Origin of the sequence: Leclercia sp. 1548 (assembly GCF_050435045.1) — a bacterium.
In the GTDB taxonomy this organism is placed as follows: domain Bacteria; phylum Pseudomonadota; class Gammaproteobacteria; order Enterobacterales; family Enterobacteriaceae; genus Enterobacter; species Enterobacter adecarboxylatus.
The window spans coordinates 204267-216233 of sequence record NZ_JBNDJP010000004.1 but is presented as its reverse complement, the minus strand read 5'-3'; the positions used below and the strand labels follow the sequence as shown (position 1 = coordinate 216233).

The following is an 11967-nucleotide window of genomic DNA, read 5'->3' as shown; positions in this document are numbered from 1 at the left end:
CCCATTGGTATGTCATGGTCACAGGATCAGCTATGCGAAACAGTGAAAACTACATTATCACCGGGTCGGACAGGGTATCGACAAATGACGAGACGACCTGGTCTTTCCCAGGGGCGATTGTCGGCTTCGCGTCATGGCTGATGGCACTGGGCATCCCGTTCCTGTTTTACGGCAGTAATACGCTGTTCTTTTTCCTCTATACCTGGCCTTTCTTCCTGGCGCTGATGCCCGTTGCTGTAGTGGTCGGGATTGCGCTGCACTCTCTGCTCAACGGCAAGCTGCTCTACAGTTCATTTACTACCGTGATGACGGTGGTGGCGATGGTCGGACTGTTATTTTTGTGGCTCATGGGATAAGTTCAGCCATAATTCAAACCGTCACTAACTGTGACACGGTGTTGGCTTGCGCGAATCTGCAAAAAAAATGTGGTACATTTGCCCGCAATGGTGCGGCATCTCTGTAGCCCCGATGTAGAGTCGTGGGAAAAGTTATGGGATGATGATGCCGTTTTTCAGGGGGCAGGATGGGTAAACTTACGCTGCTGTTGCTGGCTTTGTTGGTCTGGCTTCAGTATTCACTGTGGTTCGGTAAGAACGGTCTACACGATTACAGTCGTGTCAGCGATGACGTGACGGCGCAGCAGGCAACAAACAGCAAACTTAAAGCGCGAAACGATCAGCTGTTTGCGGAAATTGACGATCTCAATGGCGGACAAGAAGCCATTGAAGAGCGCGCGCGCAACGAACTCAGCATGACTAAGCCGGGCGAAACCTTCTATCGTCTGGTGCCGGATGCGTCTAAACGCAACCAGGGCTCAGTACAAAACACCCGATAATCAGGCCCAGGATTATTACGCCATGGCAGTCACTTTTTCGAACGTATGCGCCGTAGTGCCAGCCGCCGGGTTTGGCCGGCGCATGCAGACAGAATGTCCCAAGCAGTACCTTTCAATTGGTGATAAAACCATCCTTGAGCACACCGTGGCGGCGCTACTGGCGAACCCACGCGTGACGCGGGTCGTTATCGCCATCAGCCCGGGCGACGCCCGCTTTGCCGCGCTGCCGCTTGCCAGTCATCCGCAGGTTACCGTTGTGGATGGTGGCGCAGAGCGCGCCGATTCGGTGTTGGCGGGTCTTCAGGCCGCCGGTGAAGCGCAGTGGGTGCTGGTGCATGACGCGGCGCGTCCGTGCCTGCATCAGGACGACCTGGCACGGCTGCTGGCCATCAGCGAAACCAGCCGCGTCGGCGGCATTCTCGCCACGCCGGTACGCGATACCATGAAGCGCGGCGAGCCGGGGCTTCCGGCCATCGCCCACACGGTGGAACGCGTTGATCTCTGGCATGCGCTTACACCGCAATTTTTCCCCCGTGAGTTGTTGCAGGCCTGCTTAACCCGTGCGCTTAACGAGGGCGCAACCATTACCGACGAAGCCTCGGCGCTGGAGTACTGCGGCTTCCACCCGGAACTCATTGAAGGGCGCGCAGATAATATAAAAGTGACGCGCCCCGAAGATTTACAGCTGGCAGAATTTTATCTTACCCGTTCGACCCATCAGGAGAAGGCATAATGCGAATTGGACATGGTTTTGACGTACACGCCTTTGGCGGTGAAGGCCCAATTATCATTGGCGGCGTACGCATCCCTTATGAAAAAGGACTGCTCGCGCATTCTGATGGCGATGTTGCTCTGCACGCGTTAACCGACGCGCTGCTCGGTGCCGCGGCGCTGGGCGATATCGGCAAACTGTTCCCGGACACCGATCCGGCCTTCAAAGGGGCCGACAGCCGCGAATTGCTGCGCGAAGCCTGGCGTCGTATTCAGGCCAAAGGCTATACCCTCGGAAACGTGGATGTGACCATTATTGCCCAGGCACCCAAAATGCTGCCGCATATCCCGCAGATGCGGGTGTTTATTGCCGAAGATCTCGGTTGCCACATGGACGACGTTAATGTCAAAGCCACCACCACGGAAAAGCTCGGCTTTGTCGGGCGTGGCGAAGGTATCGCCTGTGAAGCCGTGGCGCTGCTGGTGAAGGCGGCCAAATGACGGACTTTGATAACCTGACGTACCTGCACGGTAAACCACAGGGCACGGGCCTGCTAAAGGCCAATCCAGAAGATTTCGTGGTGATCGAAGATCTGGGCTTTGAGCCGGATGGCGAGGGCGAGCACATTCTGGTGCGGATCCTGAAAAACGGCTGTAACACCCGTTTTGTGGCCGAGGCGCTGGCTAAGTTCCTGAAAATTCATGCCCGTGAGGTGAGCTTCGCCGGGCAGAAAGATAAACAAGCTGTGACCGAGCAGTGGCTCTGCGCCCGCGTACCGGGTAATGGGATGCCGGATTTAAGCCAGTTCCAGCTTGAAGGCTGTAAAGTACTTGAATACGCTCGTCACAAGCGCAAATTGCGCCTCGGCGCGTTAAAGGGCAATGCTTTTACGCTGGTACTGCGTGAAGTGAGCAACCGCGACGACGTCGAAAAACGCCTGCAAGCCATCAGCGAGCAGGGCGTGCCGAACTATTTTGGTGCCCAGCGTTTTGGTATTGGCGGCAGTAACTTGCAGGGCGCGCTGCGCTGGGCGCAAAGCAATGCCCCGGTGCGTGACCGCAATAAACGCAGTTTTTGGTTGTCGGCAGCCCGCAGTGCGTTGTTTAATCAAATCGTGAGCGAGCGTCTGAAAAAAACAGACGCGAATCAAGTTGTTGTTGGCGATGCGCTACAATTAGCGGGACGCGGCAGCTGGTTCGTCGCCACTGACGAAGAAATGGCTGATTTGCAGGCGCGCGTCAATGCGAAAACCCTGCTGATCACCGCGGCCCTGCCGGGTACCGGCGAATGGGGGCCGCAGGGCGAGGCGCTGCAGGCTGAGCAGGCGGCCATCGCCGATGAAACAGAATTATGCTCTCTGCTGGTGCGGGAAAAAGTCGAAGCGGCACGCCGGGCGATGCTGCTCTATCCGCAACAGTTGAGCTGGAACTGGTGGGATGACGTGACCGTCGAGTTACGTTTCTGGCTGCCGGCAGGTAGCTTTGCCACCAGTGTTGTCAGGGAACTTATCAACACTTCGGGTGACTATGCGAATATTGCTGAGTAACGATGACGGCATCCATGCGCCAGGCATTCAGACGCTGGCCAAGGCGCTACGAGAGTTTGCTGAGGTGCAGGTCGTGGCGCCCGATCGTAACCGCAGCGGTGCTTCTAACTCGTTAACCCTTGAGTCCTCTCTTCGCACCTTTACTTTCGATAACGGCGATATCGCCGTACAGATGGGCACTCCGACGGACTGTGTCTTTCTCGGCGTCAATGCGCTGATGCGACCGCGCCCGGACGTAGTAGTCTCCGGCATTAATGCCGGCCCCAATCTGGGCGATGATGTGATCTATTCCGGCACCGTGGCCGCCGCTATGGAGGGACGCCACCTCGGTTTCCCTGCGCTGGCGGTATCGCTCAACGGGCATCAGCATTACGACACCGCTGCCGCGGTGACCTGCTCCATTTTGCGCGCGCTGAGCCGCGAGCCGCTGCGCACCGGGCGGATCCTCAATATCAACGTCCCGGACCTGCCGCTGGACCAAATTAAAGGCATTCGCGTAACGCGTTGCGGTAGCCGCCATCCGGCAGATAAAGTGATTCCCCAGGAAGATCCACGGGGTAATACCCTGTACTGGATTGGCCCTCCGGGTGAAAAACACGATGCGGGACCGGATACCGACTTCGCCGCGGTGGACGAAGGGTACGTTTCCGTCACGCCTCTGCATGTGGATTTGACCGCGCATAACGCGCAGGATGTGGTGTCAGGCTGGCTGGATCGCGCCGGAGTTAGCTCACAATGGTAAGTAAACGTGTACAAACCCTTCTGGATCAATTACGCACTCAGGGTATTGCGGATGAGCATGTACTTAATGCCATCTCGCTGGTGCCGCGTGAAAAGTTCGTCGATGAGGCGTTTGAGCACAAAGCCTGGGAAAATGTCGCCTTGCCGATAGGCCAGGGACAAACCATTTCGCAGCCCTATATGGTGGCGCGAATGACCGAACTGCTGGAGCTGACCCCGGACTCACGGGTGCTGGAGATCGGCACCGGGTCAGGTTACCAGACCGCCATTCTGGCGCATCTGGTGCATCATGTCTGCTCAGTGGAGCGTATTAAGGGCTTGCAGTGGCAAGCGCGTCGTCGCCTGAAGCAGCTTGATTTACATAATGTTTCTACCCGTCACGGGGATGGATGGCAGGGCTGGAAGGCGCGCAGCCCCTTTGATGCCATTATCGTGACGGCAGCACCGCCGGAAATCCCGGCTGCGCTTATGGCGCAACTGGATGACGGCGGGATCCTCGTTTTACCGGTGGGCGATGAACATCAGCTGTTAAAGCGTGTTCGTCGACGGGGCGACGAGTTCATCATCGATACCGTAGAAGCCGTACGTTTTGTGCCTCTGGTAAAAGGAGAGCTCGCCTGAGACTCGGATTTTTCCAGGGTTATTCAGGCCAATTCAGCGTATGGTTGTGGCGCAAAAGCGCGTGACACTACGGTTAATTTTAAGTCACTGGTAACTAAAAACATTCCTGGGGGATAAATGAGCGCGGGAAGCCCAAAATTCACCATCAGCCGAGTTGCGGCACTGTCACTGGTTTCACTGTGGCTGGCAGGTTGTACATCCTCAAATAATGCCCCTGCGCCGGTGAGTTCCGTTGGCGGCAACAGCGGATCCGGCAGTTCATCCGGCGGCATGCTGATCACCCCTCCGCCTAAGATGGGCACCACAACACAACAAACACCGCAAATTCAGCCTGTTCAGCGTCCGGTTACCCAGCCAGTACAGATTCAGCCAGTGGATCAGCCTGTCCAGACGGAAAATGGCCGCATTGTGTATAACCGTAAGTATGGGAACATTCCGAAAGGGAGCTATACCGGCGGCAGTACGTACACGGTAAAACGCGGCGATACTTTATTCTATATTGCCTGGATCACCGGGAACGATTTCCGTGATCTTGCGCAGCGAAATAACGTTCAGGCCCCGTATGGTCTGGAAGTTGGCCAAACGCTACAGGTAGGCAATAACACTGGCGCACCGTTAACGCCTGGCAATACCGTGTCGGTGGCTGACGTAACGGCGCAAAATAACAGTGTGACGCCTGCGCAAAAATCAAGCACAGTGGTTGCGTCGCAACCGACAATTACGTATTCTGAGGATTCAGGTGAACAGAGTGCTAACAAGATGTTGCCGAACAACAAAGGGTCTGCGGCTGTTGTCACAGCGCCCGTTACGGCACCTGTCGTTAGCTCTACCGTGCCCGTTGCCAGCAGTATGACGTCCAGCTCGCCAATCTCTTCATGGCGCTGGCCGACTGAAGGCAAGGTTATCGAGAACTTTTCTTCCTCCGAGGGGGGAAATAAAGGTGTCGATATCGCAGGAAGTAAGGGACAGGCTATTATCGCGACCGCAGATGGACGCGTGGTATATGCCGGTAACGCTCTGCGGGGTTACGGTAATCTTATTATCATAAAACACAACGATGATTACCTGAGTGCCTACGCCCATAACGATACGATGCTGGTCCGGGAACAACAAGAAGTTAAGGCGGGGCAAAAAATAGCTACTATGGGTAGCACCGGAACCAGTTCTACACGCTTGCATTTTGAAATTCGTTACAAGGGGAAATCCGTAAACCCGCTGCAATATTTACCGCAGCGATAATTTGGCGGGACATACCACTTCGGTTGTCTCGGTCAGGGATCACGGGTAGGAGCCACCTTTATGAGTCAGAATACGCTGAAAGTTCATGATTTAAATGAAGATGCGGAATTTGATGAGAACGGAGCTGAGGTTTTTGATGAAAAAGCCTTAGTAGAAGAGGAACCCAGTGATAACGATTTAGCTGAAGAAGAGCTGTTATCGCAGGGCGCCACTCAACGTGTGCTGGACGCGACTCAGCTTTACCTTGGAGAGATTGGATACTCTCCACTGTTAACAGCAGAAGAAGAAGTTTATTTCGCGCGCCGGGCACTACGTGGTGATGTGGCATCACGCCGTCGTATGATTGAAAGTAACCTGCGTCTGGTGGTCAAGATTGCCCGTCGTTACAGCAATCGTGGTCTGGCTCTGCTGGATCTGATTGAAGAGGGCAACCTGGGGCTGATCCGCGCGGTAGAGAAATTTGACCCTGAACGTGGGTTCCGTTTCTCAACATATGCGACATGGTGGATTCGACAGACCATCGAACGGGCAATCATGAACCAAACCCGTACGATTCGCCTGCCTATTCACATCGTGAAAGAGCTGAACGTATATCTGCGTACCGCTCGTGAGTTGTCCCATAAACTGGACCACGAGCCAAGTGCGGAAGAGATTGCCGAGCAGCTTGATAAGCCGGTTGATGATGTAAGCCGTATGCTGCGTCTCAACGAGCGTATTACCTCCGTCGACACCCCGCTGGGTGGTGATTCAGAGAAAGCGCTGTTGGACATCCTGGCCGATGAAAAAGACAACGGCCCGGAAGACACCACGCAGGACGATGATATGAAACAGAGCATCGTCAAATGGCTGTTCGAACTGAACGCTAAACAGCGTGAAGTGCTGGCACGTCGTTTCGGTCTGCTGGGGTATGAAGCTGCGACACTGGAAGACGTCGGTCGTGAAATCGGCCTGACCCGTGAACGTGTTCGTCAGATTCAGGTAGAAGGTCTGCGTCGCCTGCGTGAAATCCTGCAGGGCCAGGGGCTGAATATCGAAGCGCTGTTCCGTGAGTAAGCAACTTTTCATCCAAAAAAGGCCCGTCTCTCGACGGGCCTTTTTCTTTGGTTAAGGCTGCGTGGTTTCGTGCAGCAGACGCCAGGTTATGGTATCGCCTTCCTGATTCAGTACCGCACTAGACCAGCGCACATTGACCGGCTGATCGGGGCGGGTTTGCGTTTCGCGATAGTGAAGCACTGCGCCATTGTCCCAGGTTTGCAACGTCGTTAATTCATCAATCACGATCTTCAGCCCCGGACGGCTGCCGCGCTGAGCCTCAAGGAAACGTGCCAGTGCGGGATGATCCAGATGTGCGCCTGTTGGCGCGATCATCAGGAAGTCCTGACGAAAACGGGCGAGCAGGGGGGCAAGATCGCCTTCACCCAGGCCTAACCAGTTTTCTAACGCGATGTGAGCATCAATAATTTCTGTTTCATAGCAGGTCATTCTTTCTCCTTTACCCTTAAGTGGCGGATGAATTTAGTCACCGGCGATGTTCATCACAGCTCACGCAGGCCCGGCAAGCGTAGCGCCGCCGGGCGTGTCGGACTTATACCAGATTCTTCAAGCGATAGATCCACTCCAGCGCCTGACGAGGCGACAGAGTATCCGGGTCAAGATTCTCCAGCGCTTCCAGCGCCGGGGAGGTCTCTTCGGCTGGCACCAGTAATGACATCTGCGTCCCATCTACCTGGGTCGCTGCCGCGTTTGGCGCCAGGCTTTCCAGCTCGCGCAGTTTCTGACGCGCGCGCTTGATCACCTCTTTCGGCACCCCCGCCAGCGCAGCCACGGCCAGACCGTAGCTTTTGCTCGCCGCGCCATCCTGCACGCTGTGCATAAAGGCGATGGTATCCCCGTGCTCCAGCGCATCCAGATGCACGTTTGCCACGCCCTCCATCTTCTCTGGCAGTTGGGTCAGCTCGAAGTAGTGGGTAGCAAACAGGGTCAGGGCTTTGATTTTATTGGCCAGGCTTTCAGCACACGCCCATGCCAGTGACAGGCCGTCATAGGTAGAGGTTCCGCGGCCAATCTCATCCATCAGCACCAGGCTGTACTCCGTGGCGTTGTGCAGAATGTTGGCGGTTTCGGTCATCTCCACCATAAAGGTTGAACGACCGCTCGCCAGATCGTCCGCCGCGCCCACGCGGGTAAAGATACGGTCGATGGGGCCGATCTCTACCTTTTGCGCCGGAACGTAGCTGCCGATATAGGCCAGCAGGGCAATCAGCGCCGTCTGGCGCATATAGGTACTTTTACCGCCCATGTTCGGCCCGGTAATGATCAGCATGCGCCGCTGCGGTGACAGGTTCAGCGGGTTCGCGATGAACGGCTCATTCAATACCTGCTCAACCACCGGGTGACGGCCTTCGGTAATGCGTACGCCAGGTTTATCGCTAAAGGTCGGGCAGCAGTAGTTCAGCGTTTCGGCGCGTTCCGCCAGGTTAACCAGCACATCCAGCTCGGCCAATGCAGTCGCGCTCTGCTGCAGATCTGCCAGGTGCGGCATCAGCATATCGAAGAGAGCGTCATACAGCTGTTTTTCCAGCGCCAGGGCTTTGCCCTTCGAGGTGAGCACTTTGTCTTCGTACTCTTTCAGCTCAGGAATAATGTAACGCTCGGCGTTTTTCAGCGTCTGGCGGCGCACATAGTGGATAGGTGCCAGGTGGCTCTGCCCGCGGCTGATCTGAATGAAGTAGCCGTGTACCGCGTTGTAACCGACCTTCAGGGTGTCCAGCCCGAGCCGCTCACGTTCGCGGATCTCCAGCTTATCGAGATAATCTGTTGCGCCGTCGGCCAGTGCTCGCCACTCGTCAAGCTCCTCGTTGTAACCCGGAGCGATGACGCCGCCGTCGCGTACCAGCACAGGCGGGGATTCAATAATGGCGTTTTCCAGCAGTTCGCGCAGTTCGCTGAATTCGCCCATCGCGTCGCGCAGCTTCTGCACCGGCGCGCTGTCGATCTCTGCCAGCTGGCTGCGCAGTTCAGGTAACTGCTGGAATGCGTGGCGCATCCGGGCGAGATCGCGCGGGCGTGCGGTGCGCAGCGCCAGACGCGCCAGAATACGCTCCAGATCACCCACCTGGCGTAACACCGGTTGCAGTTCGCTGTATCGGTCCTGCAGGGCACCAATGGTCTGCTGGCGTCCGGTGAGGGTGGCGATGTCACGAACCGGCATATGCAGCCAGCGTTTCAGCATTCGGCTGCCCATCGGGGTGACGGTGCTGTCGAGCACCGAGGCAAGAGTATTTTCGACGCCACCGGCCAGGTTCTGGGTGATCTCCAGATTACGGCGGGTGGCGGCATCCATAATGATGCTGTCCTGCTGGCGCTCAATGGTAATGGAACGGATATGCGGCAGGGCGGTGCGCTGGGTATCTTTCACGTACTGCAGTAAACAGCCAGCAGCGCACAGGCCGCGCGGGGCATTTTCTACCCCAAAGCCGGTGAGATCGCGGGTGCCAAACTGCAGATTGAGCTGCTGGCGCGCGGTATCTATTTCAAATTCCCACAGTGGACGACGACGCAGGCCGCGACGGCCTTCGAGCAGCCCCATCTCGGCAAAATCTTCGGCGTACAGTAGCTCAGCCGGATTGGTGCGCTGCAACTCGGCGGCCATGGTTTCCCGGTCGGCCGGTTCGCTCAGGCGAAAACGCCCGGAGCTAATATCCAGTGTGGCGTAGCCGAAACCTTTGCTGTCCTGCCAGATAGCGGCGAGCAGGTTATCCTGGCGCTCCTGTAACAGCGCTTCATCGCTGATGGTGCCGGGCGTAACGATGCGCACCACTTTGCGCTCGACCGGGCCTTTAGAGGTGGCGGGATCGCCAATCTGTTCGCAGATGGCGACCGACTCACCCTGATTGACCAGCTTCGCCAGGTAGTTCTCTACCGCGTGATGCGGGATCCCGGCCATGGGGATCGGTTCCCCGGCCGAAGCGCCGCGTTTGGTCAGCGAGATGTCGAGCAGTTGAGACGCCCGTTTCGCATCGTCATAAAACAGCTCGTAAAAGTCACCCATCCGGTAAAACAGCAGGATCTCTGGATGCTGAGCTTTCAGCTTCAGATACTGCTGCATCATGGGGGTGTGCGCGTCGAAATTGTCAGTAGTGGTCATGGAGTGATGATGTCCATTTCTTTGAAAATAGTGCTGTTCAGGCGACGTTAGGGTCGTGTAATGCCGCTATTGTCGCATGAAAAAAAGACCCGGCGCAGCAAAATGTCGCGACTTTACGAGGCCTCTTCCTGAACCAGCTCAATCACCAATTTCCCCTGTTCAACCAGCACCCGCACCTGGGAATGGGTTTTAAAACCCGCCTCTTCCAGCCAGTCGCCTTTTAAACTGAGCGCGGCATGCACGCTGTAGCGCGTCGGAATTTTGGTCTTACGATCCTCGTGACGCTTTCTGAAATAGCCCACGGTGAGATGACGGCTCGGTCTGGAGAGGGGCATATCCGACATAGAAACTCCTTTTTCGCAGGGTAGGATCCGGTGACATAAACACCTGTATAAAATGTCAGTAAAATGAGGCGAAGACAAACCTATAACTGCGAAGCGCCTTCAGGAAACGGAATGTAAAATATGAAATCGGGCTGAACATCCAGCCTAAAAAGAGTATTATAAATGCAACTTTCTAGTGGGTATCAGGCCATGTCAGGAAAACGGATCGCGCGCGAAAAAGAGACCATCCGCAAGATGATCGCGCTGTATGAAAAGCAGTGTCCGCAGGCATCGAAAGCCGCGGGGCACTATCCGGCGCTGAATGAGTACGCCGACAAGCGGCTGGATAAATGCGTGTTTGGCGAGGAGAAACCGGCCTGCAAACAGTGTCCGGTACACTGCTATCAGCCGGCCAAACGCGAAGAGATGAAACAGGTGATGCGTTGGGCAGGGCCACGGATGTTGTGGCGTCATCCGATTTTAACCGTTCGCCATCTTATCGACGATCGTCGCCCGGTCCCGGAGCTGCCGGAAAAATACCGCCCGAAAAAGTGATCTCTCAGGTGCGCGGCCTGCGCATCGGGCGGCAGATAAAGATCATGGCGATTGCGCTGCACAGCGGAAACACCGCCAGCACCAGCCACGGCGCACTCGCTCCGATGGAGGGCGTCAGCGCCTGGTCAAGCAGGTCACCCAGCAACAAATTCCCCGCCAGCACCGCGCAGCCACCCGCGGTGGCCAGCGCACCGTAATGCGCGCCTAATGTCGATTCACTCGCAAACCACGGCACCACATCTTTGCCCGCCGGCACCAGCAACATCTGCCCGGTGGTAAGCAGCGTGACAAAGCAGGCCGCAGGCAGCAGACGCAGCCAGCCGGTTGCCGGTTCCGAGGGCGCAAAAAGCGCGACGCTCAGGAAGGACGCAGAGATCAGCAAAAACCCCACCGGCAGGACCCGTATCGCCCCCACCCGGCGGGCCACGCGCGCCAGCGGCAGCTGAAAGAGGATCACCAGCGCCGAAGCCAGCATAAACAGCGGGCCGAGATCTTTTTCGCTGCCGCCCGCGCGCTGGATCTCCACCGGTAGCGCCAGATAGAGCTGGTTATAGCTTAACAGCCAACTGCTCCAGGCGATGATAAAGGCCACGAACCGCGGCTGGCGAAAGGTGGTCCACCACGGAGTAATGTGCAACGGCTGGTTTTTTGCCGATCCGGCAGGCAGACAGAAGAAGAGCACAATCAGCGCCACCACAAAGACCGCTGCACCTGCCAGGGCCACCTGACGAAAGCCCAGACCTGTGAGTAGGGCGCCCGCCACCGGGCCGAGCACTGCCCCCAGTTCGCCGCACACCGCAAACAGGGCGAACCACTCGGCGCGGCTGCGTTTGCCTTGTGCCTCGCTTCGGGTTCCGGCTTTTGCCAGTAAGGCCTCAATGGAGGGGGAAAAGAGCGCGCCGCCAATCCCGGTGAGGCACGCTCCGGCAATGATGACGGGCAGGCTGTAGCCAAAGGCCAGCAGCAGATAGCCCACCACCCGCACAACGCAGCCGCAAAGAATAATGATGCGCGCGCCGTAACGGTCGGAGAGGGCACCGCCGACAATAAACATCCCTTGCTGTGAGAAGGTGCGCAGCCCGAGCACCAGCCCGATAAGCCCGCCGGAGAGCAGCATATCGTCGCGTAAAAAGATCGCCAGGAAGGGGACGACGGCATAAAAACCAATGTTGAAAACAAACTGGCTGCCCAGTAAGACGGGCGGCCAGAGTTGTTTAGCGGGGCGGATCAGGGTCACGGCTTACCTCG

The 11967-nt window shown here is 56.8% G+C and carries 14 protein-coding genes; 10 read left to right on the top strand and 4 right to left on the bottom strand.

Translation table 11 applies throughout. The features are described 5' to 3' along the window. The first annotated feature begins 32 nt into the window (after window positions 1-32). The 9 genes from ABIE02_RS13675 (at window position 33) to rpoS (ending at window position 6747) form a co-directional block, all read left to right on the top strand. Window positions 33-356, top strand: a complete 324-nt coding sequence (locus ABIE02_RS13675) for a DUF3561 family protein (protein ID WP_032613639.1) — start codon at window positions 33-35, stop codon at window positions 354-356. 167 nt (window positions 357-523) lie between these two features. Beyond that, entirely contained in the window at window positions 524-835 is a 312-nt protein-coding gene (gene ftsB / locus ABIE02_RS13670) for a cell division protein FtsB (protein ID WP_032613637.1), read from the top strand. A gap of 22 nt (window positions 836-857) precedes the next feature. Further along, window positions 858-1568: a 2-C-methyl-D-erythritol 4-phosphate cytidylyltransferase gene (gene ispD / locus ABIE02_RS13665; RefSeq protein ID WP_077227378.1), complete on the top strand. Its 711-nt coding sequence runs from the start codon at window positions 858-860 to the stop codon at window positions 1566-1568. Next, window positions 1568-2047 carry a 2-C-methyl-D-erythritol 2,4-cyclodiphosphate synthase gene (gene ispF / locus ABIE02_RS13660; RefSeq protein ID WP_059307294.1) on the top strand — a complete coding sequence of 160 codons (480 nt, stop codon included), beginning with the start codon at window positions 1568-1570 and terminating at the stop codon, window positions 2045-2047. The genes ispD and ispF overlap by 1 nt, the downstream gene beginning before the upstream one ends. Further along, on the top strand, window positions 2044-3093 hold the full coding sequence (gene truD / locus ABIE02_RS13655) for a tRNA pseudouridine(13) synthase TruD (RefSeq protein WP_059307295.1): 1050 nt from the start codon (window positions 2044-2046) through the stop codon (window positions 3091-3093). The genes ispF and truD overlap by 4 nt, the downstream gene beginning before the upstream one ends. Further along, window positions 3074-3835, top strand: a complete 762-nt coding sequence (gene surE, locus ABIE02_RS13650) for a 5'/3'-nucleotidase SurE (RefSeq protein ID WP_032613629.1) — start codon at window positions 3074-3076, stop codon at window positions 3833-3835. Before truD ends, surE begins: the two co-directional genes overlap by 20 nt. Further along, a complete protein-coding gene (locus ABIE02_RS13645; protein WP_336995073.1) occupies window positions 3829-4455 on the top strand; it encodes a protein-L-isoaspartate(D-aspartate) O-methyltransferase in 627 nt (208 codons plus the stop codon). The genes surE and ABIE02_RS13645 overlap by 7 nt, the downstream gene beginning before the upstream one ends. A gap of 117 nt (window positions 4456-4572) precedes the next feature. Beyond that, window positions 4573-5694, top strand: coding sequence for a murein hydrolase activator NlpD (nlpD, locus tag ABIE02_RS13640; RefSeq protein ID WP_130588276.1), 1122 nt, complete (start codon window positions 4573-4575; stop codon window positions 5692-5694). 60 nt (window positions 5695-5754) lie between these two features. Beyond that, the gene (gene rpoS, locus ABIE02_RS13635; protein ID WP_032613624.1) at window positions 5755-6747 is read left to right on the top strand and encodes an RNA polymerase sigma factor RpoS; all 993 of its coding nucleotides are present in this window, start codon (window positions 5755-5757) and stop codon (window positions 6745-6747) included. A gap of 51 nt (window positions 6748-6798) precedes the next feature. Here rpoS and ABIE02_RS13630 read toward each other — a convergent pair whose 3' ends face one another. The 3 genes from ABIE02_RS13630 to ABIE02_RS13620 all read right to left on the bottom strand — a co-directional run bounded on the left by ABIE02_RS13630 (window position 6799) and on the right by ABIE02_RS13620 (window position 10185). Then, window positions 6799-7176, bottom strand: coding sequence for a DUF4440 domain-containing protein (locus ABIE02_RS13630; protein WP_077227376.1), 378 nt, complete (start codon window positions 7174-7176; stop codon window positions 6799-6801). A gap of 103 nt (window positions 7177-7279) precedes the next feature. Further along, window positions 7280-9841, bottom strand: coding sequence for a DNA mismatch repair protein MutS (mutS, locus tag ABIE02_RS13625; protein WP_059307298.1), 2562 nt, complete (start codon window positions 9839-9841; stop codon window positions 7280-7282). A gap of 113 nt (window positions 9842-9954) precedes the next feature. Beyond that, window positions 9955-10185, bottom strand: coding sequence for a SymE family type I addiction module toxin (locus tag ABIE02_RS13620; RefSeq protein ID WP_059307299.1), 231 nt, complete (start codon window positions 10183-10185; stop codon window positions 9955-9957). A gap of 189 nt (window positions 10186-10374) precedes the next feature. Here ABIE02_RS13620 and ABIE02_RS13615 point away from each other — a divergent pair, with 189 nt between their 5' ends. Next, on the top strand, window positions 10375-10719 hold the full coding sequence (locus tag ABIE02_RS13615) for a nitrous oxide-stimulated promoter family protein (protein WP_032613618.1): 345 nt from the start codon (window positions 10375-10377) through the stop codon (window positions 10717-10719). A 4-nt stretch (window positions 10720-10723) separates the two neighbouring features. Here the strand turns inward: ABIE02_RS13615 and ABIE02_RS13610 are convergent, their stop codons facing one another. After that, window positions 10724-11956, bottom strand: a complete 1233-nt coding sequence (locus ABIE02_RS13610) for an MFS transporter (protein ID WP_059307300.1) — start codon at window positions 11954-11956, stop codon at window positions 10724-10726. Between the last annotated feature and the right edge of the window lie 11 nt (window positions 11957-11967).

Coding starts and splice junctions, on each gene's coding strand:
- ABIE02_RS13675 (WP_032613639.1), top strand. CDS start 33: ATGCGAAACAGTGAAAACTACATTATCACCGGGTCGGACAGGGTATCG.
- ftsB (WP_032613637.1), top strand. CDS start 524: ATGGGTAAACTTACGCTGCTGTTGCTGGCTTTGTTGGTCTGGCTTCAG.
- ispD (WP_077227378.1), top strand. CDS start 858: ATGGCAGTCACTTTTTCGAACGTATGCGCCGTAGTGCCAGCCGCCGGG.
- ispF (WP_059307294.1), top strand. CDS start 1,568: ATGCGAATTGGACATGGTTTTGACGTACACGCCTTTGGCGGTGAAGGC.
- truD (WP_059307295.1), top strand. CDS start 2,044: ATGACGGACTTTGATAACCTGACGTACCTGCACGGTAAACCACAGGGC.
- surE (WP_032613629.1), top strand. CDS start 3,074: ATGCGAATATTGCTGAGTAACGATGACGGCATCCATGCGCCAGGCATT.
- ABIE02_RS13645 (WP_336995073.1), top strand. CDS start 3,829: ATGGTAAGTAAACGTGTACAAACCCTTCTGGATCAATTACGCACTCAG.
- nlpD (WP_130588276.1), top strand. CDS start 4,573: ATGAGCGCGGGAAGCCCAAAATTCACCATCAGCCGAGTTGCGGCACTG.
- rpoS (WP_032613624.1), top strand. CDS start 5,755: ATGAGTCAGAATACGCTGAAAGTTCATGATTTAAATGAAGATGCGGAA.
- ABIE02_RS13630 (WP_077227376.1), bottom strand. CDS start 7,176: ATGACCTGCTATGAAACAGAAATTATTGATGCTCACATCGCGTTAGAA.
- mutS (WP_059307298.1), bottom strand. CDS start 9,841: ATGACCACTACTGACAATTTCGACGCGCACACCCCCATGATGCAGCAG.
- ABIE02_RS13620 (WP_059307299.1), bottom strand. CDS start 10,185: ATGTCGGATATGCCCCTCTCCAGACCGAGCCGTCATCTCACCGTGGGC.
- ABIE02_RS13615 (WP_032613618.1), top strand. CDS start 10,375: ATGTCAGGAAAACGGATCGCGCGCGAAAAAGAGACCATCCGCAAGATG.